This window comes from Geodermatophilus arenarius (assembly GCF_042654585.1).
GTDB classification, from domain to species: domain Bacteria; phylum Actinomycetota; class Actinomycetes; order Mycobacteriales; family Geodermatophilaceae; genus Geodermatophilus; species Geodermatophilus arenarius.
Window position 1 is genome coordinate 236225 of the sequence record NZ_JBHSGR010000001.1, and the last position, 23039, is coordinate 259263.

Genomic DNA, 23039 nt, shown 5'->3' on the forward strand with positions numbered 1-23039 from the left:
GCGTCAGCCGAAGTTGCAGACCGTGAGGTCCTGGCCGACCCAGACCTGCACGCTCTGGGTGGTGCCGTCGCCGAGGGTCAGCTCGAACGTCGCGACGTCGACGGCGTTGGCCGGGTCGTACTCGATGCTGACCAGGCCGCCCTCGGCGATGGTCTGGCCGCCCAGGACCTGGCTGTAGAAGTACAGCGTCAGGTACTCCTCGGGGCCGTACTCGGTGCCGGCCGAGCCCTGCTGCGCCGCGGCCTGCAGCTCGGCGCAGGACAGCCCGTAGGCGGTCGCGAAGTCGAAGTCGTAGACCGCCTGCACCCACGCGAGCGCGAGGTCGGAGGAGCCGGGGATCTGGCCGGCGGCGGCGCCGCCGGTGTCGTTCCCCATGGGGGTGCCGGTGCTGCCGCCCCCGCCGTTGCCCGGGGTGCCGGCGCCCGGCGGCACCCCGACCGGGCCGCCCATGTCCATGCCCATGCCCGAGCCGGTGCCGGTGTCGGAGCCGGTGCCGGACCCGGTGTCGGGACCCTCGTCGCCGCCCTCCTCGCCGCCGTCGTCGGAGGCGTCGGCCGAGGTCGAGGACTCCTGCGCCGCCGGGGCCGGGGTGTCGTCGCCGCGGAGGAGGAAGAACAGGAGCACGCCGACGCCGGCCAGCACCACGACCAGCCCGGTGATCACCCAGGGCAGGACGCTCTTCCTCTGCGGCGGCTGCCCGTAGCCGCCGGGGCCGAAGCCGGGGCCGCCGCCCGGGCCGAAGCCGCCGGGCGCGCCGTAGCCGCCGGGGGCGCCGTACTGACCGGGCGCGCCGTACTGACCGGGCTGCGCGTACTGACTCGGCGCGCCGTACTGGCCGGGGGGCTGACTCATCTGCTTCTTCCGTTCGTGGGGACGGGCGCTGGGGGCCCGAGAGCGAGAGGAAGATAGGGAGACCCCGCCGTCCCGACCACTGGTTCGCGCGCGCCAGTTCCGCCGCCGGGTCACGGCCCGGTCACGGTCCGCCGCCCGGTGGCCGCCCCGTCCCGCCGGCCACCGAGCCGCGGCCGAGACGCTGGTCGGGCCGGGGACCCGTCCCTAGACTCCGCCGTCGACCCGCACCCGGCGCCGGCTCCGACGAGCGCCCGGAGCTGCGGCACACGGAGGATCACCGGTGGAGTTGCAACAGTTCGGCCCCTACCGCATCGAGGTGCTGCTCGGCCGCGGCGGCATGGGAGAGGTGTACCGCGCGTTCGACACCGAGCACGACCGCACGGTCGCGCTGAAGGTGCTCTCCGAGCACCTGGCCGCGGACCGCGGCTACCGCGAGCGCTTCCGCCGCGAGGCGCACCTGGCGGCGCGGCTGAACGAGCCGCACATCGTCCCGATCCACCGCTACGGCGAGATCGAGGGCCGGCTGTTCCTCGACATGCGCCTGGTGCCCGGCCGCGACGTCGCCGCCGTGCTGGCCGAGGAGGGTCCGATGAGCCCCGAGCGGGCGGTCGGCGTCGTCAGCCAGACCGCCCGGGCCCTCGACGCCGCGCACGCCGACGGCCTGGTGCACCGCGACGTCAAGCCCTCCAACGTGCTGCTGACCGGCACCGGTGACGACGAGTTCGTCTACCTCGTCGACTTCGGCATCGCCCGGTCGACGTCGGACGCGCAGGGCCCCGCGCTGACCCAGACCGGCGCCGCACTCGGCTCCTTCGACTACATGGCGCCCGAGCGGTTCCTCGAGAAGCCGATCGACAAGCGGGTCGACGTCTACGCGCTCGCGTGCGTGCTGTTCGAGTGCCTCACCGGCCGGCGGCCGTTCACCGGCGACGGCCTGGCCACGCTCATGTACGCGCACCTGAACACGACCCCGCAGCCGCCGTCCGCGCTGCGGCCGGGCCTGCCCCGCGGGCTGGACGACGTCGTCCTCAAGGGCCTGGCCAAGGAGCCCGACGAGCGGTACGGCACCTGCGGTGAGTTCGCCGCGGCCGCGCGGGCGGCGCTGAGCTCCGCCGGCGTGACCGTGCGGCCCGAGACCGCGCCGCCGACGTCGGTCGCCCCGCTGCTCGCCCACCCGCAGACCGTGGGCTTCTCCAACCCCGGCCCCGCCGGCTCCTACGGGGCGCCGTCGCACCCGGGCGCGCCCGCGGCGCTGTACACCCCGCCGTCGGACCCGGGGCCGCCCACCGGCTACGGGCCGCCGTCGAACCCCGGCCCGCCCACCGGCTACGGGCCCCCCTCGAACCCGGGCCCGCCCACCGGCTTCCCGCCGTCGGCCGGGCCCGGGTTCCCGCCGCAGGGCGGCTCGTCGGCCTCGGGCGGCGGGAAGGGCTCGAACAGGCTGCCGCTGCTGATCGTGGGGGCCGCGGTGGCGCTGATCGCGGTCGTGGTCGGGGTCATCGCGCTGGCCGGCGGCTTCAGCGGCGGCGACGACGTCCGGGCCGACGACACCGGCACCTCGACCGGGGGCACCCCGGACGGCGACACCTCCGGCGGCAACACCTCCGACGGCGACACCTCCGGCGGCGACACGTCGGACGGGAACACCTCCGGCGGCAGCACCGGCGGCGGGACCTCCACCGACGCCGACGCCCAGGACCAGCTGCTGGCGATCCTCCCGGGCGACTTCGACCCGGCGGCCTGCGAGACCGCGGACCCGGCCGGCGACGGCGACGTCGCCGCGGTCAACTGCGGCGCCGCCGCGACCCAGCCCGGTCCCGGGGCGTCGTCGTTCTACTTGTACGAGGACGCCGCGACCGTCGACGCCGTCTTCCTGGCGGACATGACCCGCGAGGGCGTCAGCCCCTTCACCGGCCAGCCGGACTGCGCCACCGGGCAGGGCTACGACGAGTACACGATCGGCGGGGTGGACGCCGGCCGCCTCGGCTGCTTCGTCGACGGGGACAACAACGCGATCCTGTACTGGACGCAGGACGACCTCGCCGCCGAGGGCATCGTGGCCATCCAGAACGGCGGCCAGGCCGGGCTGGGGACCCTGTACGCCTGGTGGACCGACAGCGCGCACAGCGACTTCACGCAGCGCTGACCGTCTCCCGGCCCCCCACACGACGAGGGCCCCGTCCCCACCGGCCGGTGGGGACGGGGCCCTCGTCGTGTCGGACGCCGGTCAGGCGCGGGCGGCGCCCAGCGCCTCGGCGGCCATCCGGTCCAGCCGCTCGGCCACCTGCAGCGCGGTCACCGGGCGCTGCCCCACCGGGGCCAGGCACTCGGAGACGAGCGCGGCCTCCTCGTCGGTCAGGCCGGGAGCGATCGCCGGCTCGGCGCTCATCACCCGGCGGATGGCGAGCAGCGGCTCGCCGTCGGGCAGCTCGCCGTACAGGCCGGTGCCGGTGAGCGCCCGGTTGAGGGTGGCGCCCAGGGCGAACACCTCGGTGGCCCGCGAGGGCCGGTCACCGCGCAGCAGCGCCGGGTCCAGGAACTCGACCGAGGCGGCGCTGGCCATGCCGGTCAGCGTGACGCCCGGCGCGAGGTAGCGGGCCAGGCCCAGGTCGGAGAGCTTGCCACCCTCCTCGGTGAGCAGGACGTTGGCCGGCTTGACGTCACCGTGGGTCAGGCCCGCCTCGTGCAGCGCGTGCGCGGCGTGCGCGGCGTGCGCCACCGCGCGCAGCACCTCGCCGCGGCTCAGCGGCCGCGCCGGGGCGGCCAGCGAGCCGAGGGGGCAGTACTCCATCGCGTACAGGAAGCTGTCCTGCAGCACGGCGTCGTAGACCTTGACCAGGTACGGCGAGGCCACCTGGGCGAAGGCGCGCAGCTCCCGCACGCCCCGCTCGTAGGCCTGCTCGCTGTGGGTGCCGGTGAAGACCTTCACCGCGACGTACTCGTCGGGCAGGCCGAGCCGCGCCGGGGGGCGGGCGAGGTAGAAGCGGCCGTTGTTGCCCTCACCGAGCACGCGGACCACCTGGTAGTCCGCGATGTTGGCAGGCGCCGCGCCCACCAGGCCGACGGCATCCATGCATGTCCTCCTGAAACGCTGTATCCCCGGCCGCGCCGGACGCCGCGGTGCGCGGCAGCGGCACAGTGTGCCGGGGGACCCGCCGTCCGGGAACCGGTTCGCGCCCGCCGAGATGCCGCGCGCGCGGGACCCCTGCGACCGGACCGCCGCGGCTAGCATCCGCGCCCGGCGTGGCCCCGGGTGCCCGGTCCCCGCCGTCCCAACCGACTCCCGCGCGGTCCCACGCGGCGCGGACAGCCATGCCCGGAGAACACGTGGAAGCGCGCCCCGTCGCAGAGATCATCGCCTACGTCTTCGTCGACCTCGCGGTGATCATGGTCATCGCCCGGCTGATGGGGCGGCTGGCCGTCAAGGTCGGTCAGCCGGCCGTCGTCGGCGAGATCGTCGCCGGCATCCTCCTGGGCCCGACGCTGCTCGGCGCCCTGCCGGGCGACCTCGACCTGCTGCTGTTCCCGACCGACATCCGGCCGTTCCTCAACGTGCTGGCACAGCTCGGCCTGGTGCTGTTCATGTTCCTGGTCGGCCTCGAGGTGGACCTGTCGTTCATGCGCGGCCGGGAGAAGGTGGCCGTCTCGGTGTCGCTGGCGTCGATCCTGCTGCCGTTCGCGCTCGGCGTGCTGCTGGCGACCTACCTGCACACCCAGCACGACGTCTTCACCGCGACCGACGGGTCGACCTCGGTGATCCCCTTCCTCGGGTTCGCCCTGTTCATGGGCGTGGCCATGTCCATCACCGCGTTCCCCGTGCTCGCGCGGATCCTCGCCGAGCGGCAGATGCACCGCGTCCCCACGGGCGTGCTCGCGCTGGCCTGCGCCGCCGTCGACGACGTCCTGGCCTGGTGCCTGCTGGCCGTCGTCGTGGCGATCGTGGCCGCCTCGTCGTTCACCGGCGTGGTGCTGATCCTCGGCCTGTCGGTGGCCTTCGCCCTGGTGATGTTCCTGGTGGTCAAGCCGGTGCTGCGGGTCCTCGTCACCCGCTACGAGCGGCTCGGGCAGCTCACCCCGGAGATGCTCGCCGGCGTCCTCATCGGCATCCTCACCAGCGCCTGGGTGGCCGAGGAGATCGGCATCCACTTCATCTTCGGCGCCTTCCTCTTCGGCGTCGTCATGCCCCGCAAGGGCGCCGCCCGGCTCAACCACGAGATCATCGACCGGCTCGAGCAGGTCAGCGTGCTCCTGCTGCTGCCGGTGTTCTTCGTCATCACCGGCCTCAACGTCGACGTCGGCGCCATCGACCTGGCCGGCCTCGGCGAGCTCGGCCTGATCCTGCTGGTCGCCATCTCCGGCAAGTTCGTCGGCGCGTACGCCGCCGCGCGGGCCATGCGGGTCCCGCGGCGCCAGTCCACCGCCCTGGCCACGCTGATGAACACCCGCGGGCTCACCGAGCTGGTCATCCTCAACATCGGCGTCCAGCAGGGCGTGCTCGACGGCGAGATGTTCACGCTCATGGTGATCATGGCCCTGGTGACGACGGGCATGGCCACGCCGCTGCTCAACCTCGTCTACCCCAGGCGGATCCTCGACCGGGACATCGCCGCGGCCGAGCGGGCGGAGATGGGGCTCACCGAGGCCTACACCGTCGTGGTCGTCGTGGACGAGCCCGACCGGGACGCCGCGCTGGTCGAGCTGGCCTGCGACCTGGTCGGCCGCGAGTCGCCCGCGCAGGTCGTGCTGACCCGGGTGGTCCGCCGCTCCCGGCCCAAGCCCGAGGTGTCCAGCGGCCTGGGCGCCGACCTCGAGCTGATGGCCACCGTGGCCGACGAGCTGCGGTCCCTGGCCCGGCTGGTCGAGGCCCGGGGGCTGAAGGCGTCGGTCGCCTCGCGGTTCAGCGAGGACCCGTGGGCGGAGGTGGCCGACCTGGCCGGCAGCACCGCGGCCGACGTCGTCCTGGTCCGCAGCGGCTGGGGCATCGTCGAGGGCGCGCTCACCGCCGGCACCCCCTGGCCGCCGTCGCTGCGCGGGTCGGTGGTCACCGTCTCGGGCGAGCTCGGCGAGGCGGGCCTGCAGCCGGGCGGGCCGGTCGCGGTGCTGCAGGACGGCGACGCCTCCGGCCGGGCCGCCCTCCGACTGGCCGCGCACGCCGCCGTGGGCCGCCGGGTGCCGCTGCAGCTGCGGGCCGCGGAGGGCCGGCGGGGCGTCCGGCGCAACGTGGCCGACTCGCTGCGCAAGGCCGGCGTCCAGGTCGCCGCGGAGACCGAGACGCTGCCCGCCCTGCTGCTGGCCCCGGCCGGTGCCGGCCCCGTCCCGGCTGCCGACGACCTGACGCCGATCCTGCTGGTGCACGCCGGCACGGCCGACAGCGACCGGGACATGGACGAGACCCTGGCCGGCATCGCCGCCCGCCCCGGGGCCTCCTGAGCCCCGCTCCCCCGCAGGCCCGGAGCCCGCGTCCCGTTCGAGGGGACGCGGGCTCCGTCGCGTCCGGCTCCTGCTCCCCGGCCGCCGCTCGTGCTCTGCCCCCGACCGGGGGCAGAGCACGACTGCTCCCGCTCCTCCTCATCTCCCGCTCCTCCTCATCTCCCGCTCCTCCTCACCTCCTGGCCCTCCTCACCTCCTGGCCCTCCTCACCTCCCGGCCCTCCTCACCTCCTCGTGGTCCCTGCCCCCGGTCGTCCCCGCTCCGACCGCTCGTGCTCTGCACACACCGGTGGGCAGAGCACGAGCGTGCGCAGGACCCCTCCCCCTCTCCGGCCCCCGGGCGTCGCGCCCTGACCGGTACAGAGCTCCACCGCGGGTGGGGCACCCGCGGGAGTCCCCGGAACGCGACGGCGCCCGCCTCCCCGGGTGGGGAGACGGGCGCCGGAGCGGAGCGGGGTGCGGGTCAGTACCCGCCGTGCTGCGACTCGAAGGCGAACTGGCGACCGCCCATGCGGACCGCCGTGCCCGGGGTCAGCCGGATCGGCTGGTGCGGCACCAGCGAGGACCAGCCCGGGGCGCCGCGCGGGGCGACGAGCGTGCCGTTGGCCGAGCCGACGTCGACCAGCAGCACGTCCCAGCCCTCGAGCCGGATCTCGGCGTGGTGCCGGCTGACGCCGCCGGTCTGGTCGAGGACCAGCAGCGGCCGCACCCGGCCGGAGACGACGCGCTCGTCGGTCTCCGGCTCGCGGCCGAGCAGGTAGTCCATGTCCAGGCTCACCGTGGCGCCGTCGTCGAAGACGAGCAGCCCCAGCGGCGGGCGCACGCCCTCGACGACGACCGCCGTCTGCTGCGTCGTGCGGATGCCGCACAGCGCGCAGAACCCGGCCCGCGGGTCGTTGAGGTGGCCGTTCTTGCAGAGGATGCCCTTGACCGTGGGCCGCTCGTCCTCCGGCTCCGCGGCGGCGGGCGCCGGCTCCTGGCCCGGGGTCGGCAGCGGCTGCCGCGCCGGCTCCGCCTCGGCGGCGGCACCGAACAGCAGGGACGACCGCTCCGGCGCCGGCAGCTCCACCGGCGCGGGCGGCGGCGCGACCGGAGCCGGGTCGACGGCGGGTGCCGGGGCCGCGAGGGGTGCCGGGGCCGCGTGCGCGTGCCCGGCGGAGTCGTGACCGGCGTGGTCGTGACCGGCGGAGGCGTGGCCGGCGTGGTCGTGGCCGGCCGGGGCCCCGGCGGGCGCGGCGGGCACCGGACGGGCCGGCGGCTTGGCCGTCGACAGCGGCACCCGGGCGTGCGGTGCCGGCAGCCGGACCTGCATGGTGCCCGACGGCGCCGGGGCGGCGGCCGAGGGCGCGGGGGCCGGTGAGAGCACCGCGGCCGCGCCGGGGACCGCGCCGGCCTCGAGGTCGGCGAGCGGGTGCGGCGCGGTGTCGGCGGGCGAGCCGGCCGACAGGTGCAGCGGGGCCGGCGGCCAGGTGACGAAGCGGTCGAGCACGAGGGTGCCGTTGTCCAGCTTCTCCCCCTGGGCCGGCGTGAGCCGCAGCCCCAGGTCGGGCACCTCGGCGCTGCCGCCGCCGACGAGCACGAGCGTCAGCCCGTCCTCGGTGGCGGCGGCGACCGCGAACGACGGCGGCTCGGTCACGGTGCCGAGCCAGGTCCGCAGCTCCTCGTGCAGCCGGCGGCCCGGGGCGCGGGAGCCGGCCGCCGACAGCCGGCGGCACAGCGCGACCAGCTCGCCGACGTGCGCGTCGCCGGCCGGGGCGGCCGCGGGCGCGGGCGGGACCGGGGCCGAGCCCCAGCCGACCAGCGCCGGCCGGGCCGCCGGGGCGGCGGGGCCGGACGGCTGCGTGGTGACCCCGACGACCAGGAGCACCCCGGGCATCCGGACGACGAGGTCGGGACCGGGGGCGACCCGGACGGCGACCTGGTCGAACGGCGGCACGGTGGCCGGTGCGCCGGTCGTCCCGGTGAGCGGAGGCGTGGGGGCCGACATCAGACGAGCCTCCCGCCGTTGATCCGCCAGTGGATGAACGGCACGCGCATCGGGCCGTTGGCGACCAGCCACACGATCAGCCAGGTGCTGACGAAGTGGACGGCGAACGCCGGGCCGGGCAGCGAGTCGATCCACGGGATCGCACCGCCGGCGAAGAGGAACCACACGAGCAGGCCCTCGGGGATGCCGGTGAGCAGGCCGAACAGCGTCGGCCAGTCCTTCTCCCACCGGAACTGCTGGATGCCGTGGTAGACGAGCTCCCACAGCACGCCGAGCACCAGCACGACGAGCAGCACGGAGAAGGTGGCGCCGTAGGAGGCGCCGAGCGAGGCCCCGGTCGGGAGCACCGGGGTGATGATCAGGGTCCAGATCGAACCGACCACGGCCAGCAGGAAGATCCTGGTCTGGATGCGGCCGTTCAGGGTGGGCAGCACGGCGTCGTCTCTCTCGGTCGTCGCGGACGTCGGTCGGCGGGGTGAGGGCGGGTCGGTCAGATCTGCTCGTTCCGGACCCACTTCCACCACTGGCTGGTCGACCGGCCCGGCCCGAGCTTCTGCGCGAAGCCCTGCGCGATCAGGTCGTCGGCGATCTCCTGCGCGGCGATCTGCAGGCCGAAGAACGTGTCGACGCCGGGGAACGGGCCGCCGAGGGTGGCGCTGCCGGAGGCGTAGACCTTGCCGCCGTTCCGCGTGCCGGTGACCTCGAAGTTCCGCTGGACGTCGAGCCGGCCCACCGGGTTGCGGGTGGCGTTGGAGTGGTCGAGCAGGTCGGCCAGGACGCGGTGCTCGCGGATGTCGGCCTCGAGGCCGGTGCAGTCGATGACGGCGTCGAAGGTGCCGGTGTGCGGGCCCTGGTCCGGGGTGCTGACGGTGACCTCGACGAGGTCGCCGGCCGGCTTCATCTCCTCGATCCGGCCGATCATCACCCGGTACCAGCCCTCGGCGCGGCCGCGCTTGAGCTGCTCCTTCCAGTCCCGCCGGACGGGGGTGTTGGTGCCGCCCATCTCCTCGTACAGCCGCTTCCGGTCGGCGCCCTCGCTCTTGCGCACCTGCTGCTTGAGCTGGCCGCCCCACACCGACTTCGGGTAGTTGAAGCCCTGGTAGGCCCAGCCGTCGGCGCCCTTGCGGCGCTTGAGGATGCCGGTGCCGTGCGGCCTGTCCACGTAGGTGCGGAACAGGTGCACGATCTGGGTCTGCAGGCCGAGCCGGTCGCGGTCGTCGATCAGCCGCTGCAGGACGCGCGAGGCCACGATGCCGCCGCCGCGGACGAGGACGGTGCCCGGGCGCTGGTGCAGCCGCTCGTAGACCTGCTCGTGCCGCTCGTAGGCGTTGACGACCCTGCCGTAGTCGTTGTGCTCGTTGCGGTAGCGCTGCAGGTCGGGCAGGAACTTCAGGCCCGGGTAGCCGACGGCCACGTGCACCCAGGTGCTGCGGTAGGCGATCCGCTTGGTCGGCGTCGCGCCCTCGGGCGGGGTCAGGATGGTGAAGTACCCGCCGCCCACGCGGCGCCGGACCATGCGGACCTGGCCGTGGACGACCATCTCCGGGTACCGGATCCGGTACATCTCCTTCTCCATCGACTCGAACGCGTGCCCCGCCTTGGGCGTGTAGTAGTTCGCGAAGATCGGCTCGACCAGCACGTTCCAGGCCTGCTTGAGGTTGCCCTGCAGGGCCTCGCGGATGGCGTAGCTCGGGAAGCCCCAGATGTTGTCGGGGCAGGACGACGAGTCCGACCGCAGCCGCTCGCCGCGCGGGATCTGGGAGACCGTCGTCAGGTACTCGTAGCTCTCCCACGGCGTCTTCAGCGGGGTGAGCACGCGCATGGCGCTCGTCGGGACACCGCAGATCCGCAGGTAGTCGACCGTGACGAACGAGCCGATGCCGCCACCGAAGGTGACGAACGGGACGTCGACGACGGGGATGCCGGCGTCGGCCAGCATCTGGTCGGTCCAGAAGTCACTGGCGATCAGCTGGTCGTTCAGGTCACCGGGCTGCGGTGCTGCTGCCGGGGTCCGGGCGTGCTGGGACGCGATCGTGCTCTCGCTCACGGTGGGGGCTTCCGTCCTCTGTCGGGGGAGCCGCCACTGTCAGGGGGCGCGCACGCACTGTCAACGGATTCCGGCGCGGCAGGCCGGAACCGCGTCCCGGCCTGCACGGACGCCCGCGGAGCGGTCCGGGCGGTCCCCGTCGCGGACCCGCGGACGGGGGCCTACGCCTTGCCGAAGCGGCGCTGGCGGGAGGCGTACTCCTCGCACGCGGCCCACAGGTGCCGGCGGTCGAAGTCCGGCCAGAGGGTGTCGAGGAAGACGAACTCGGCGTAGGCCGACTGCCACAGCAGGAAGTTGCTCGTCCGGTTCTCCCCGGAGCTGCGCACGAACAGGTCGACGTCGGGCATGTCCGGCTCGTCGAGGAACCGGGCGACGGTGTCCTCGTCGACCTCGCCCGGGTCCAGCCGGCCGGCGGCGACCTCGCGGGCGATGGCCGCGGCGGCGTCGGCGATCTCGGCGCGGCCGCCGTAGTTGACGCACATGGTCAGCGTGAGGACGTCGTTGTCCCGGGTGAGCTCCTCGGCGACCTCGAGCTCCCGGATGACGCTGCGCCACAGCCGCGGACGGCGGCCGGCCCAGCGCACCCGGACGCCGAGGTCGTGCATCTCGTCGCGGCGGCGGCGGATGACGTCGCGGTTGAAGCCCATGAGGAAGCGGACCTCCTCGGGGCTGCGCCGCCAGTTCTCCGTGGAGAAGGCGTAGGCGCTGATCGCCTTCACGCCGAGCTCGATGGCGCCCTCGACGCAGTCGAACAGCGAGGACTCCCCCGCCTCGTGGCCGGCCGTGCGGGGCAGGCCGCGCTCCTTCGCCCAGCGGCCGTTGCCGTCCATGACGATCGCGACGTGCCGGGGCACCTTGTCGGCGGGCAGCTCGGGCGGGCGGACGCCCGAGGGGTGCGGGTTCGGCGGCTTCACCTGCCGCGGCGCCGGGACCTCACGCCTCACTCAGCAGGCTCACTTCCCGGCGCGGGGCCGACGGGTCCGAGCGGTCGACCAGCGGCAGGGAGCGCAGCCCGCGCTCGAGGTGCCACTGCAGCAACGCGGCGACCAGGCCGCTGCCCTCGCGGCACTGCGCGGCCTCGCTGGCCTCGGCGGTGGCCCAGTCGCCGGACAGCAGCGCCTCCAGGTGCCCGATGGTGACGGGGTTGGGCCTGCCCGCTCCGGCGGGGCGGCAGTCGAGGCACACCGAGCCGCCCGCGGGGACGGAGAAGTGCCGGTGCGGCCCCTCGAGGCCGCAGCGGGCGCAGTCGCCGAGCGCCGGCTCCCAGCCGGCCACCGACATCGCGCGCAGCAGGAAGGCGTCGAGCACCAGCCCGGCCGGGTGCGTCTGCTCGGCCAGCGCCCGCAGCGCGCCGACGACGAGCAGGAACAGCCGCAGCGAGGGCTCCTTCTCCTCCGCGGTCAGCCGGTCGGCGGTCTCGAGCACCGCGGTACCGGCGGTGTAGGCGCGGTAGTCCGCGGCGATGACCGAGCCGTAGGAGCGGATGGACTCCGCCTGGCTGACGATGTCGAGGTTCCGGCCGGTGTAGAACTGCACGTCCACGTGGCTGAACGGCTCGAGCCGGGCGCCGAACTTGCTCTTGGTGCGGCGCACGCCCTTGGCCACCGCGCGCACCTTGCCGTGCCGGCGGGTGAGGACCGTGACGATGCGGTCGGCCTCCCCCAGCTTCTGGGTGCGCAGGACGATCCCCTCGTCGCGGTACAGCGACTTCGGCGTGGTGCTCATCAGTACCCGAGCCGGTTGAGCTTCTTGGGGTCGTCCTGCCACTCGCCGAGCACGGTGACGTGCAGGTCGAGGTGGACGCGCGCGCCGAGCAGCTGCTCGAGCCCGGCGCGGGCCTCGGTGCCGATCGCCTTGATGACCGACCCTCCCCTGCCCAGCAGCATCGGCTTCTGGCTGGGGCGCTCGCAGTGCAGCAGCGCGTGCACCTCGACCAGCTCCGCGCCCTCCCGCTTGGGGTCGGGCCGGCGGTTGAGCTCCTCGACGGTGACGGCGAGCGAGTGCGGCACCTCCTGGAACACCTTCTCCAGCGCCGCCTCGCGGATGAGCTCGGCGATCTGGCGGTCGGTGTCCTCGTCGGTGGTCTGCTCCTCGGGGTACAGCGGCGGACCCTCCGGCAGCAGGCCGACCAGCAGGTCCTCCAGCAGCTCGACCTGGTCGCCCGCGACCGCGCTCACCGGCACGACCTCGGCGGCCTCGACGAGCTGGCTGGCGGCCACCAGCTGCTCGGCGACCTGCTTCCTCGACGCGGCGTCGGTCTTGGTCACGACGACGACCACCGGCGCCGTGACCTCCTTCAGCTGGCGGGCGATGAAGCGGTCACCGGTGCCCACCGGCTGGTCGGCCGGGATGCAGAACACCACGACGTCGACCTCGGACAGCGTGTCCCGGACGACGTCGTTGAGCCGGCGGCCCAGCAGGCTCCTGGGCTTGTGCAGGCCGGGGGTGTCGACGAGGACGAGCTGCCCGCCGGGCCGGTGCACGACGCCGCGGATCGCGTGCCGGGTGGTCTGCGGCCGGTTGCTGACGATGCCGACCTTCTCGCCGACCATGGCGTTGGTCAGCGTGGTCTTGCCCGCGTTGGGCCGGCCGACCAGGCAGGCGAAGCCGCTGCGGTACGGCTGGTCCGGCGTGCTCACCGGCCCAGTCTCCCACTGCGTGACGACATCGTCGGCCCACCGGCCGACACCGCGGCCACGTGCCGTCCGCCACAGGCGTGGAACCCCACGACCGCTCCTCGCGGAGGCCTCCGGCCCCCACTCGTCGCGGTCACGCCGTGGTGCGGAGCACCCCGTCGGGCCCGGCGAGGTGCACCGGCGCCGACGGCGTCAGGTCGTGCACGGCGGCCAGGCCCTCCTGCTCGACGGCGTCGGCGTCGGACACGATCGCCGCCGCCTCCAGGCCCTCGACGCCGCTGGAGACCGCCGCGGCGACGGCCGCCTGCAGCGCGGACAGCCGCAGCGAGGGCAGCGCGACGCTGGCGGCCACGTAGGTGCGCCCGTCGGTGTCGCGGACCGCGGCGCCCTCCGGGGCGCCGGTGCGGCCGCGCGCGGAGCGGGCGAGGGTGACGAGCTTGGCGTCCTCGGGCTGCAGGTCGGGCACGAGGGCTCAGCTTTCCACGCCGGCCGGGACCTCGGCCCGGGTGGCCCCGGACTGGTGCCCGGGATCGGCGTCGGGCACCCGCGTGACGACGATCGTGTCGATGCGGTTGCGCCGCCCGCCGGTGCTCTCGGCGACCAGCCGCAGCCCCGCGACCTCCGCCGACGACCCCTCGATCGGCACCAGCCCGAGCTCGCGGGCGAGCAGGCCGCCGACGGTCTCGACGTCGTCGTCGCGGGGCAGCTCGACGTCGAACAGCTCGGCGAGGTCCTCGACCGGCAGCCGGGCGGTGATCCGCACCGACCCGTCGTCGAGGTGCTCGACCGGCGGCCGCTGGACGGCGTCGTGCTCGTCGGCGATCTCGCCGACGATCTCCTCGAGGATGTCCTCGATGGTGACCAGCCCGGCGAAGCCGCCGTACTCGTCGACGACGATCGCGATGTGGGTGCGGCGGGCCTGCATGTCGCGCAGCAGCTCGTCGACCGGCTTGGACTCCGGCACGAACGCCGGCGGGCGCATGAGCTCCTCCACCTTCGGGCCACGCCCGTCGCCGAGGTTCTGCGACCGGCGCACGAGGTCCTTGAGGTAGACGACGCCGACGACGTCGTCGACGTTCTCCCCGATCACCGGGATGCGGCTGAAGCCGCTGCGCAGCGCCAGGGCCAGCGCCTGCCGGACGGTCTTGGTGCGCTCGATCCACACGACGTCGGTGCGCGGCACCATGACCTCGCGGGCGATGGTGTCACCGAGCTCGAACACCGAGTGGATCATGTTCCGCTCGCCGGACTCCACGACGCCGCGCTCCTCGGCGAGGTCGACGAGCTCGCGCAGCTCGACCTCGGTGGAGAACGGGCCGTCCCGGTAGCCGCGGCCGGGGGTGATCGCGTTGCCGATCAGGATCAGCAGCGTCGCGACCGGGCCGAGCACCCGGCCCAGCAGCCGCACCACCCCGGCGGTGGCCAGGGCGAGCGGGTAGGCGTGCTGGCGGCCCAGCGTCCGCGGCCCGACGCCGACCAGCACGTAGCTGACGACGGTCATCACGCCGGCGGCGGCGAGCACCGCCTGCCAGCCCATGCCCAGCACGCGGACCAGGACGACGGCGACCAGCACCGCGGCGACCATCTCGCAGACGATCCGCAGCAGCAGGAGCAGCGCCACCAGGCGGGCGCGCTCGTCGAGGACCCGCTCGAGGGTGGCCGCCCGCCGGACGCCGTCGCGGCGCAACTCCTCGACCCGCGCCGCGGACACCCGCTGCAGGGCGGCGTCCATGGCGCCGAAGAGTCCGGCCAGCGGCACCAGGCAGGTCGCGACCACCAGCAGCGTGACCGTACCGGCGCTCATCGCGTCACCGCGTCCCGGGACCCCGTTCGGCCGGCTCGCCGGTGACCGGCTGCCGCGGCGCCGCGCGCCAGCCCTCCAGCAGGCGGGTCTGCAGGCCGAACATCTCCCGCTCCTCCTCGGGCTCCATGTGGTCGTAGCCGAGCAGGTGCAGCACGCCGTGGGTGGCCAGCAGCAGCAGCTCGTCGTCCATGGAGTGGCCGGCGGCGCGGGCCTGCCGGACGGCGACCGAGGGGCACAGCACGACGTCGCCGAGCAGCGCGGGGCCGGGCTCGGGGTCGTCGGGGCGGGCGGTGTCGAGCTCGTCCATGGGGAAGGCCAGGACGTCGGTCGGGCCCTTCTCCCCCATCCAGCGCTCGTGCAGCACGGACATGTAGTCCGGGTCGACGCACAGCACCGACAGCTCGGCCATCGGGTTGACGCCCATCTCGGCGAGGACGTACCGGCAGATGCCGGTCAGCTCGGCCTCGTCGACGGCGATCTCGGACTCGTTGGCGACCTCGACGGGCACGGCGGTCAGCTCCCCTGCCGGCGGGTCGGCCGCGCGGGCCGGGCCGGGCCGGCGGGACGGCCGGCGCCCTGCTGGTGGGCGGCGTCCCACCGCTCGTAGGCGTCCACGATGTCGCCGACCAGCCGGTGACGGACGACGTCGGAGCTGGTCAGGTTGGCGAAGTGCACGTCGTCGATGCCGTCGAGGATCTCGCGCACGACCTTGAGGCCGCTCTGCGCGCCGCCGGGCAGGTCGACCTGCGTGACGTCACCGGTGACGACGATCTTCGAGCCGAAGCCGAGCCGGGTGAGGAACATCTTCATCTGCTCGGCGGTCGTGTTCTGCGCCTCGTCGAGGATCACGAACGCGTCGTTGAGCGTGCGGCCGCGCATGTAGGCCAGCGGCGCGACCTCGATGGTGCCGGACTGCATGAGCCGCGGGATCGACTCGGGGTCGACCATGTCGTGCAGCGCGTCGTAGAGCGGGCGCAGGTACGGGTCGATCTTCTCGCTGAGCGTGCCGGGCAGGTAGCCCAGCCGCTCGCCGGCCTCGACCGCGGGGCGGGTGAGGATGATCCGGTTGACCTGCTTGGTCTGCAGCGCCTGCACGGCCTTGGCCATCGCCAGGTAGGTCTTGCCGGTACCGGCGGGACCGATGCCGAAGACGACCGTGTGCGCGTCGATCGCGTCGACGTAGCGCTTCTGGTTCAGCGTCTTGGGCCGGATCGTGCGGCCGCGGCGGCTGATGATGTCGAGGCTGAGGACGTCGGCCGGCCGCTCGGAGCCACCGCTGCGCAGCATGCCGATGACCCGGCGCACCGAGTCCGGGCGCAGCGCCTGGCCGGTGCCGAGCAGCGCGATGAGCTCGTCGAACACGCGGACGGCGAAGGCGTTGTCGGCCGGCTGCCCGGTCACGGCGATCTCGTTGCCGCGGACGTGCACGTCGGCGTCGAGCTCGGACTCGACCAGCCGGAGCAGCTCGTCACCGGAGCCGAGCAGGGCGACCATCGAGACGGAGTCGGGGACCGTGATGGTGGCGCGGACCGCGGCGGGGGTGGCGCTCGCGAGGGTGCTGGCGCTGTCCGCGGCGACGGCCTGCGCGGAGGCCTCGCGGGACGTGGGGGCGCCCGGCACGGGGACGTTCGGGGAGGTGTCGGGCAAGAACCCTCGACCCTGCCTTCCTGGCACGGGGACTAGACGGTTCGACTCTACCCGTGCCCCGCCACCGGGAACCGCGCTCGCAGGCGGGTCACCGCCCCGAGTAGGTCGCCTTCCCCGGCCCGTCGGCCAGGAAGGAGGCGACGGCGCCGCGCAGGTCGTCGGTGGCGAACAGCGGCCCGGAGACCTGCGGGGTGATCTCGTCGGCGGCCCGCGCGCCGTGCCGCACCGCCGTCGTCACGAGGCGCTTGGTGGCCGCGTGCGCGAGCGTGGGGCCGGCGGCGACCCGGCGCGCGTAGTCGCGGGCGGCCTCGGCGAAGCCGTCGTCGGGCAGCACCCGGTTGACGACGTCCCACCGCTCCAGCACCGCGGCCGGGTAGCGCTCGCCGGTGAAGATGAGCTCCTTCGCCCGCGCCGGGCCGGCCCGCTCGGCCAGCCGCTGCGGCCCGCCCATCGACGGGGTCAGCCCGACGACGATCTCGAGCAGCCCGAACGACGCCTTCTCCGCGGCCAGCAGCACGTCGCAGGCCAGCGCCAGCTCGAAGGCGGCGGTGAGGGTGAGCCCGTGCGCGGCGAACACGGTGGGGACGGGCAGGTCCTCCAGCGTCTGGGCGATGCGCAGCAGCCGCGCCCACAGCGCCGCGCCGCGCTGCGCGGGCTCGGGCCCCTCGGCGATCTCCTGGAAGGCGTGCACGTCGACGCCGCCGGAGACGACCTTCCCGCGGGCCTCGAGCAGCACCGCGCGGGCGCGGTCGGGCCGGCCGGGCTCGGTGAGGGCGACCAGCTCGGCGGCGACCCGCTCGAACGCGGCGAACACCGACTCGTCGAAGAGGTTGAGCGGCGGTGCGTCCAGCACGACGACGGCGACGTCGCCGTCCCGCTCGATCCGGACGGGGGCGGCGCTGCCGGCGTCGGTCATGCCGGCCACCCTGCCAGGCGGCCCGCCCGGCTCAGCCCGGGGGCCAGTGCAGGTCGCGGCCGCCGAGGACGTGCAGGTGCAGGTGGTGGACGGTCTGCCCGGCCTGCGGGCCGGTGTTGGCCACCAGCCGGTAGCCGGGCTCGGTGCCGTCCTCGCTGGCCAGCCCCTCCTGGATCGCCACCGCGTGCGCCGCGGCCACCACGTCGGCGAGCAGCTGCGGGTCGGCACCGACGAGAAGCCCCGCCGTCGCGTGGTGCTGCTTGGGGATGACCAGCACGTGCGTGGGCGCCTGCGGGTTGACGTCCCGGAAGGCCAGCGTGCGGTCGGTCTCGTGCACGACGTCGGCCGGGATCTCCCCGGCGACGATCCGGCAGAACAGGCAGTCGGTCACGCGCCGACACTAGGACGCGCGCCGCCCGGGCACGCGCGACACGATGGGCCGGTCCCCCTCCCCCGCCCGTCCCCGGAGGTGCCCCGTGCCCGTCCCCCCGCCCCCCAACAGGACGTAGTGACCAGCCGCAGCGCTCTCCGGTCGGGGAGCCCCGGGGTCCACCCGTCCCGCCGCGCGTTCCTCGCCGGCACCGCTCTCGCCCTCGCCACCGCCGCGTGCGGCCGCTCCTCCCCCGTCGGCGCCGCCCCCTCCTCCGGCGCGACGGCCACCATGCGCATCGGCGCGATCCCCGACCAGGACCCCGAGGTCCTGCAGCGCCTCTACAGCACCCTCGCCGACTCGGTGTCCGCCGCGCTCGGCCTCGACGTCACCTACGTGCCGGTCACCGACTACGCCGCCGCGGTCTCCCTCTTCCGCACCGGCGACCTCGACCTCGTCTGGTTCGGCGGGCTCACCGGGGTGCAGGCGCGGCTGCAGGCGCCGGGTGCGCGGCCGGTCGCCCAGCGCGACATCGACACGGCGTTCCACTCGGTCTTCGTGGTCCACACGGCCACCGGCCTCGCGCCGTCGGACGACCTGCGCCCGCTGGCCGGGCTGCGGTTCACCTACGGCAGCGAGACCTCGACGTCGGGCCGGCTGATGCCCGCGTACTTCCTGCAGCAGGCCGGCGTCGACCCGCAGGGCTTCCCGGGCGGGCCGGGGTTCTCCGGCTCGCACGACGCGACCATCCAGCTCGTCGCCTCGGGCACCTACCAGGCGGGGGTGCTCAACGAGCAGGTGTGGACCTCCCGCTCCGAGGCGGGCGCGGTGGACCCGGCGGTCGTGCGGTACGCCCGGACCCCGGCCTACCACGACTACCACTGGCTGCTCGGCCCGCGAGCGCCCGAGCGCTTCGGCGACGACGTCGCCGAGCGGCTCACCGGTTACTTCACCGGGCTGTCGGCCGAGGACCCGGACGACGCCGCGGTGCTCGAGCTGTTCGGCGCCGGCTCCTTCGTCCCGGCGCGGGCCTCCGACCACGACCGGATCGAGGAGATCGGCCGCGGCCTGGGGCTGGTCACCTGAGCGCCGTCCTCCGGCTGACCGGCGTCACCGTCCGGTTCGGGGCGGCGACCGCGCTGGAGTCCGTGGACCTCACCGTCGGTCCCGGCGAGCGGGTCGCCGTCGTCGGGGCCTCGGGCGCCGGGAAGTCGACGCTGCTGGCCGTGGCCAACGGCGCGGTGCCGCCGTCGTCCGGCACGGTCGAGGTGCTCGGGCAGGACCCCGCGGCCCTGCGCGGGCGGGCGCTGCGCCGGCTGCGCGCGCGGGTGGGGACCGTCCACCAGCACCTCGAGCTGGTGGGTCCGCTGCGCGTGGTGCACAACGTCAACGCCGGCCGGCTCGGCGGGTGGCCGGCGGCCCGGGCGGCGTGGTCCCTGCTGCGGCCGCAGGGCCTGCCCGAGGTGCTCGCCGCCCTGGAGCGGGTGGGGCTGGCCGACCGCGTCTTCGACCGCACCGACGCCCTGTCCGGCGGGCAGCGCCAGCGGGTCGCCGTCGCACGGGTGCTGGTGCAGGACCCCGAGCTGGTCCTGGCCGACGAGCCGGCCTCCGCGCTGGACCCGGCGCTGTCCGGCCGGGTGCTGGAGCTGCTGGGCGGGCCCGCGTCCCGGGGCGGCGCCCTGCTGGCCGCGCTGCACGACCCGGCGCTCGCGCTGCGGTGCTGCGACCGGGTGGTCGGGCTGGCCGCCGGCCGGGTGGTCCTCGACGTCCGCGCCGCCTCGCTGTCGGTCCGCGACCTGGCCGACTTCTACGGGGCGGCCGCGTGACCGCGGTGCTGTCCCGCCCGGCGGCACCGCCGCTGCGGCGGGACCGGCGCCGCTGGGCGTGGGGACTGGCCGCGCCGGCCGCCGTCGGCTGGGCGCTCGCGAGCGCGCTGGACGGCGGGGTGCTCAACCCGGCCGGCGGCACGCAGTTCGGCCGGTTCGCCGGGGCGGCGCTGTCCCCCGCGCTCGACGGCGCCTTCCTCGGCGTGCTCGGCACCGCGGCGCTGGTGACGGTCGCCTACGCCGTCCTGGGCACCGCGCTGGCCCTGGTCCTCGGCGCGGCGGGGGCGGTGCTGCTCGCCCGCACCACCTGGGGCGGGCGGCGGCTGGGCTGGGCGGCGGCCCGCGGCGCGCTCGCGGTGCCGCGCGGTCTGCACGAGGCGGTGTGGGGCCTGCTGCTGGTGAACCTGCTCGGGCTGGACCCGTGGGTCGGCGTGCTGGCGATCGGCCTGCCCTGCGGCGCCGTGACCGCGAAGGTGTTCGCGGACCTGCTCGACGAGGTGCCCCGCGGGCCGTACGACGCGCTGCTCGCGCAGGGCTCGGGACGGGTCGCCGCCGCGCTGTACGGGCTGGTCCCCCAGGCGACCGGCGGGCTGCTGTCGTACGCGGTCTACCGCCTGGAGTGCGCGGTCCGGTCCGCCGTCGTGCTGGGGCTGGTCGGCGCCGGTGGGCTGGGCTACCAGCTGTCGCTGTCGTTCTCGTCGCTGCGCTGGCCCGAGGTCTGGACCGCCGTCTACGCGCTGGCCCTCCTGTGCCTCGGCGCCGACGTCGCCGGGCGGGCGGTGCGCCGCCGGGTGGCCGCCCCGCGGCGGCGCGCCGGCACCCTCTCCCGCGACCGCGTGCTGACCGCCGCCGCGCGCGCGGCGCTGGCCGCCGTCGCCCGGGCGTGGTGGTTCCTGGCGCTGTCGCCGGCGTCGCTGGTGTCCGCGCGCGCCCGCGAGCAGGCCGGCTACGTGCTCGGCGCGGCCTGGCCCCCGGCCGGTGGCGGCGACCTGCTGCGGGAGGTCGCCCGGCAGGCGGTCGTCACGCTGCAGACGTCGGTGCTGGCGATCGCGGTGGCGACGGCGGGCGCGGTCCTGGTGGCCGGGCCGGCCGCGCGGCTCGCGGGGCGGTCGGCGCCCGGGCGGGTCGCCGGGGCGCTGGTGCGCGCGGCCCTGCTGCTGCTGCGGGCGGTGCCCCCGCCGGTGTGGGCGCTGGTCCTGCTGTTCGTGCTGCTGCCCGGCGTCCTGCCCGGGGCGCTCGCGCTCGGGGTCTACACGCTCGGGGTGCTCGGGCGGCTGACCGCCGAGGTGGTGGAGGAGGCCGACGCCCGGCCGCGGTCGGCGCTCACCGCCCTGGGCGCCCGCCCGGCGGGGGCGTGGCTGTACGGGGTGGCGCCGCAGGCGGCCGGGCCGGTGCTGGCGTTCGCGCTGTACCGGTGGGAGGTCGCCGTCCGGGACACGCTGCTGGTCGGGCTGCTCGGCGCCGGCGGGCTGGGCGCGCTGCTGGCCTCGCGCCTGGCGGTCTTCGACTGGCCCGCCGTGACGACGGTGCTGCTGGCCACGATCGCGCTGACCCTCGCCGTGGACCTGGTCAGCGAGCGGGCGCGGCGGGCCCTCCGCTGAGCGTGCTCAGGCCCAGCGGGTCCGGACCGACAGGGCGGCCAGCGCCGCGGCGCCGGCGGTGGAGGTCCGCAGCACCTCCGGCCCGAGCCGCACCGGCTGGGCGCCGGCCGCGCGCAGGGCCACGACCTCGCCGTCGGTGAGCCCGCCCTCGGGGCCGACGACGACGGCGACCGTGCCGCTGGCGGGGACGTCCACCCCGGCGAGGGGACGGCGGGCCTGCTCGTGCAGCACCAGCGCGAGGTCGACGTCGGCGAGCTCCCCGCACACCTGCCGGGTGGTCATGAGGTCGCCGATCTCGGGGACCCGCGGCCGCCGCGACTGCTTGGCCGCCGCCCGGGCCGCGGCCCGCCACTTCGCCAGGCCCTTCTCGACGCGGTCCTCGCGCCAGCGGGTGACGCAGCGCGCGGCCGCCCACGGGACCACCCGGTCGACGCCGAGCTCGGTGGCCAGCTCCACGGCCAGCGGGCCGCGGTCGCCCTTGGGCAGCGCCTGGACCAGCACGAACTCCGGCTCGGCCGGGGGCACATCGTGGCGGGCGGTGACCTGCACGCGCAGCCCGGCCGGCCCGGCGTGGAGCACGGTGCCCTCGACGACCGCGCCGCGGCCGTCGCCGACCCGCACCGCCTCGCCGGCGGTCAGCCGCAGCACGTCGACGGCGTGCCGGCCCTCGGCGCCGCCGACCAGCACCTCGTCCGCCCCGTCACCCGGCAGCTCGTCCAGGAGGAACAACGGGGAGCCGTCGAGGGCCGGCCGGGCGTCGTCGGGGGCCGGGACGCTCACTTGAACGAGTTCCGGACCCGGGAGAACAGGCCGCCCTGCGTCTCCGCCGGGCCGGGGCGGTCCTCGCCGCGCAGCACCGCCAGCTCGCGCAGGAGCTTCTCCTGCTCGGCGTCGAGTCGCGTCGGCGTCTGGACGTCGACGTGCACGTGCAGGTTGCCCCGGCCGGTGGCCCGCAGCCGGGGCGCGCCCTGGCCGCGGAGGGTGAGGACGGTGCCCGCCTGGGTGCCCGGGCGGACGTCGACGTCGGTGTCCTCGCCGTCGAGCAGGGTCAGCGGCAGCGTGGTGCCCAGCGCCGCGGCCGTCATCGGCAGCGCGACGTGGCAGTGCAGGTCCTCGCCGTCGCGGGTGAACACCGGGTGCGGGCGCTCGCGGATCTCCACGTACAGGTCGCCGGCGGGGCCGCCGCCGGGGCCGACCTCGCCGCGGCCGGTGAGCCGGATCCGCATGCCGTCCTCGACGCCGGCGGGCACCTTGACCTGGATGTCCTGCCGCGCGCGGACCCGGCCCTCGCTGCCGCACTCGGGGCAGGGGTCGGGGATGACCTGGCCGGTGCCGGCGCAGGTCGGGCACGGCCGGCTGGAGACGACCTGGCCGAGGAACGAGCGCTGCACGCTCTGCACCTCGCCGCGGCCGGAGCAGGTGACGCAGGTGGTCGGGTGGGTGCCCGGCGCGGTGCCGGCGCCGGCGCAGGTGCCGCACAGGACGGCGGTGTCGACGGTGATCGTCTCGGTGGTGCCGAAGACCGTCTGCTCGAGGTCGAGCTCCAGCGCGATCAGGGCGTCGTCGCCGGCGCGGACGCGGCTGCGCGGCCCGCGCGTGCCCATCCCGCCGCCGAAGAAGGCGTCCATGATGTCGCCGAGCCCGCCGAAGCCGGCCCCGCCGAACGGCGAGCCCGCGGCGGCGCCGGCGCCGCTGTCGAACGGGTCCCCGCCGAGGTCGACGATGCGCCGCTTGTCCGGGTCGGTCAGCGCCTGGTAGGCCCGGCTGACCTCCTGGAAGCGCTCCTTGGCCTCCGGGTCGGGGTTGACGTCGGGGTGCAGGTCCCGTGCCAGCCGCCGGTAGGCCTTCTTGATGTCGGCGTCGGAGGCGCCCCGGGAGAGCCCGAGCACGCCGTAGTAGTCGGTTGCCATCAGGGGTCGAGACC

General features: G+C 75.6%; 21 protein-coding genes. 5 read left to right on the forward strand and 16 right to left on the reverse strand.

Annotated elements, in window-relative coordinates; all coding sequences use genetic code 11:
* Window positions 1-3 precede the first annotated feature (3 nt).
* On the reverse strand, window positions 4-852 hold the full coding sequence (locus tag ACFO3M_RS01095) for a hypothetical protein (protein WP_387985247.1): 849 nt from the start codon (window positions 850-852) through the stop codon (window positions 4-6).
* A 280-nt stretch (window positions 853-1132) separates the two neighbouring features.
* Between ACFO3M_RS01095 and ACFO3M_RS01100 the strand changes: the two genes are divergently transcribed.
* On the forward strand, window positions 1133-2998 hold the full coding sequence (locus ACFO3M_RS01100) for a serine/threonine-protein kinase (RefSeq protein WP_387985250.1): 1866 nt from the start codon (window positions 1133-1135) through the stop codon (window positions 2996-2998).
* 81 nt (window positions 2999-3079) lie between these two features.
* Here the strand turns inward: ACFO3M_RS01100 and ACFO3M_RS01105 are convergent, their stop codons facing one another.
* Entirely contained in the window at window positions 3080-3925 is an 846-nt protein-coding gene (locus ACFO3M_RS01105) for a protein kinase domain-containing protein (protein ID WP_387985253.1), read from the reverse strand.
* 254 nt (window positions 3926-4179) lie between these two features.
* Here ACFO3M_RS01105 and ACFO3M_RS01110 point away from each other — a divergent pair, with 254 nt between their 5' ends.
* Window positions 4180-6282: a cation:proton antiporter gene (locus tag ACFO3M_RS01110; protein WP_387985256.1), complete on the forward strand. Its 2103-nt coding sequence runs from the start codon at window positions 4180-4182 to the stop codon at window positions 6280-6282.
* Between the two features lie 462 nt (window positions 6283-6744).
* On the opposite strand, the gene ACFO3M_RS01115 is transcribed toward ACFO3M_RS01110, so the two are convergent.
* The 12 genes from ACFO3M_RS01115 to ACFO3M_RS01170 all read right to left on the reverse strand — a co-directional run bounded on the left by ACFO3M_RS01115 (window position 6745) and on the right by ACFO3M_RS01170 (window position 17709).
* Window positions 6745-8268, reverse strand: coding sequence for an FHA domain-containing protein (locus tag ACFO3M_RS01115; RefSeq protein WP_387985258.1), 1524 nt, complete (start codon window positions 8266-8268; stop codon window positions 6745-6747).
* On the reverse strand, window positions 8268-8702 hold the full coding sequence (locus tag ACFO3M_RS01120) for a hypothetical protein (protein ID WP_387985261.1): 435 nt from the start codon (window positions 8700-8702) through the stop codon (window positions 8268-8270). Before ACFO3M_RS01120 ends, ACFO3M_RS01115 begins: the two co-directional genes overlap by 1 nt.
* Window positions 8703-8758: 56 nt before the next feature.
* Window positions 8759-10315 carry an FAD/NAD(P)-binding protein gene (locus tag ACFO3M_RS01125; protein ID WP_387985264.1) on the reverse strand — a complete coding sequence of 519 codons (1557 nt, stop codon included), beginning with the start codon at window positions 10313-10315 and terminating at the stop codon, window positions 8759-8761.
* 161 nt (window positions 10316-10476) lie between these two features.
* Window positions 10477-11259, reverse strand: coding sequence for an isoprenyl transferase (locus tag ACFO3M_RS01130; protein ID WP_387985267.1), 783 nt, complete (start codon window positions 11257-11259; stop codon window positions 10477-10479).
* Entirely contained in the window at window positions 11249-12040 is a 792-nt protein-coding gene (gene recO / locus ACFO3M_RS01135; protein WP_387985269.1) for a DNA repair protein RecO, read from the reverse strand. Before recO ends, ACFO3M_RS01130 begins: the two co-directional genes overlap by 11 nt.
* Complete coding sequence (gene era / locus ACFO3M_RS01140; protein ID WP_387985271.1) at window positions 12040-12954, reverse strand: GTPase Era; 915 nt, start codon at window positions 12952-12954, stop codon at window positions 12040-12042. Before era ends, recO begins: the two co-directional genes overlap by 1 nt.
* 130 nt (window positions 12955-13084) lie before the next feature.
* Complete coding sequence (locus tag ACFO3M_RS01145; RefSeq protein WP_387985273.1) at window positions 13085-13417, reverse strand: cytidine deaminase; 333 nt, start codon at window positions 13415-13417, stop codon at window positions 13085-13087.
* A 6-nt stretch (window positions 13418-13423) separates the two neighbouring features.
* On the reverse strand, window positions 13424-14755 hold the full coding sequence (locus ACFO3M_RS01150) for a hemolysin family protein (protein ID WP_387985276.1): 1332 nt from the start codon (window positions 14753-14755) through the stop codon (window positions 13424-13426).
* A gap of 4 nt (window positions 14756-14759) precedes the next feature.
* Window positions 14760-15263, reverse strand: coding sequence for an rRNA maturation RNase YbeY (gene ybeY, locus ACFO3M_RS01155; protein WP_387985278.1), 504 nt, complete (start codon window positions 15261-15263; stop codon window positions 14760-14762).
* A 5-nt stretch (window positions 15264-15268) separates the two neighbouring features.
* Window positions 15269-16402, reverse strand: coding sequence for a PhoH family protein (locus ACFO3M_RS01160; protein ID WP_387985280.1), 1134 nt, complete (start codon window positions 16400-16402; stop codon window positions 15269-15271).
* Between the two features lie 88 nt (window positions 16403-16490).
* Entirely contained in the window at window positions 16491-17318 is an 828-nt protein-coding gene (locus ACFO3M_RS01165; RefSeq protein WP_387985282.1) for an enoyl-CoA hydratase/isomerase family protein, read from the reverse strand.
* A 31-nt stretch (window positions 17319-17349) separates the two neighbouring features.
* Complete coding sequence (locus ACFO3M_RS01170; protein WP_387985284.1) at window positions 17350-17709, reverse strand: histidine triad nucleotide-binding protein; 360 nt, start codon at window positions 17707-17709, stop codon at window positions 17350-17352.
* A gap of 117 nt (window positions 17710-17826) precedes the next feature.
* On the opposite strand from ACFO3M_RS01170, the gene ACFO3M_RS01175 reads away from it, so the two are divergent.
* The 3 genes from ACFO3M_RS01175 to ACFO3M_RS01185 all read left to right on the forward strand — a co-directional run bounded on the left by ACFO3M_RS01175 (window position 17827) and on the right by ACFO3M_RS01185 (window position 21115).
* Window positions 17827-18774 (forward strand): putative selenate ABC transporter substrate-binding protein, encoded by a 948-nt coding sequence (locus tag ACFO3M_RS01175; RefSeq protein ID WP_387985287.1) that lies wholly within the window; start codon window positions 17827-17829, stop codon window positions 18772-18774.
* Between the two features lie 62 nt (window positions 18775-18836).
* Window positions 18837-19514, forward strand: coding sequence for a phosphonate ABC transporter ATP-binding protein (locus tag ACFO3M_RS01180; protein ID WP_387985290.1), 678 nt, complete (start codon window positions 18837-18839; stop codon window positions 19512-19514).
* Window positions 19511-21115 (forward strand): PhnE/PtxC family ABC transporter permease, encoded by a 1605-nt coding sequence (locus ACFO3M_RS01185; protein ID WP_387985292.1) that lies wholly within the window; start codon window positions 19511-19513, stop codon window positions 21113-21115. Before ACFO3M_RS01180 ends, ACFO3M_RS01185 begins: the two co-directional genes overlap by 4 nt.
* 6 nt (window positions 21116-21121) lie before the next feature.
* Here the strand turns inward: ACFO3M_RS01185 and ACFO3M_RS01190 are convergent, their stop codons facing one another.
* Together ACFO3M_RS01190 and dnaJ are read right to left on the reverse strand one after the other, a co-directional pair.
* A complete protein-coding gene (locus ACFO3M_RS01190) occupies window positions 21122-21895 on the reverse strand; it encodes a 16S rRNA (uracil(1498)-N(3))-methyltransferase (RefSeq protein ID WP_387985295.1) in 774 nt (257 codons plus the stop codon).
* On the reverse strand, window positions 21892-23025 hold the full coding sequence (gene dnaJ, locus ACFO3M_RS01195) for a molecular chaperone DnaJ (RefSeq protein WP_387985296.1): 1134 nt from the start codon (window positions 23023-23025) through the stop codon (window positions 21892-21894). Before dnaJ ends, ACFO3M_RS01190 begins: the two co-directional genes overlap by 4 nt.
* Window positions 23026-23039: the final 14 nt, after the last annotated feature.

Bases quoted from the DNA above. Each gene is read 5' to 3' on its own strand.
- ACFO3M_RS01095 (WP_387985247.1), bottom strand. From the start codon at position 852: ATGAGTCAGCCCCCCGGCCAGTACGGCGCGCCGAGTCAGTACGCGCAG.
- ACFO3M_RS01105 (WP_387985253.1), bottom strand. From the start codon at position 3,925: ATGGATGCCGTCGGCCTGGTGGGCGCGGCGCCTGCCAACATCGCGGAC.
- ACFO3M_RS01115 (WP_387985258.1), bottom strand. From the start codon at position 8,268: ATGTCGGCCCCCACGCCTCCGCTCACCGGGACGACCGGCGCACCGGCC.
- recO (WP_387985269.1), bottom strand. From the start codon at position 12,040: ATGAGCACCACGCCGAAGTCGCTGTACCGCGACGAGGGGATCGTCCTG.
- ACFO3M_RS01150 (WP_387985276.1), bottom strand. From the start codon at position 14,755: ATGAGCGCCGGTACGGTCACGCTGCTGGTGGTCGCGACCTGCCTGGTG.
- ACFO3M_RS01165 (WP_387985282.1), bottom strand. From the start codon at position 17,318: ATGACCGACGCCGGCAGCGCCGCCCCCGTCCGGATCGAGCGGGACGGC.
- dnaJ (WP_387985296.1), bottom strand. From the start codon at position 23,025: ATGGCAACCGACTACTACGGCGTGCTCGGGCTCTCCCGGGGCGCCTCC.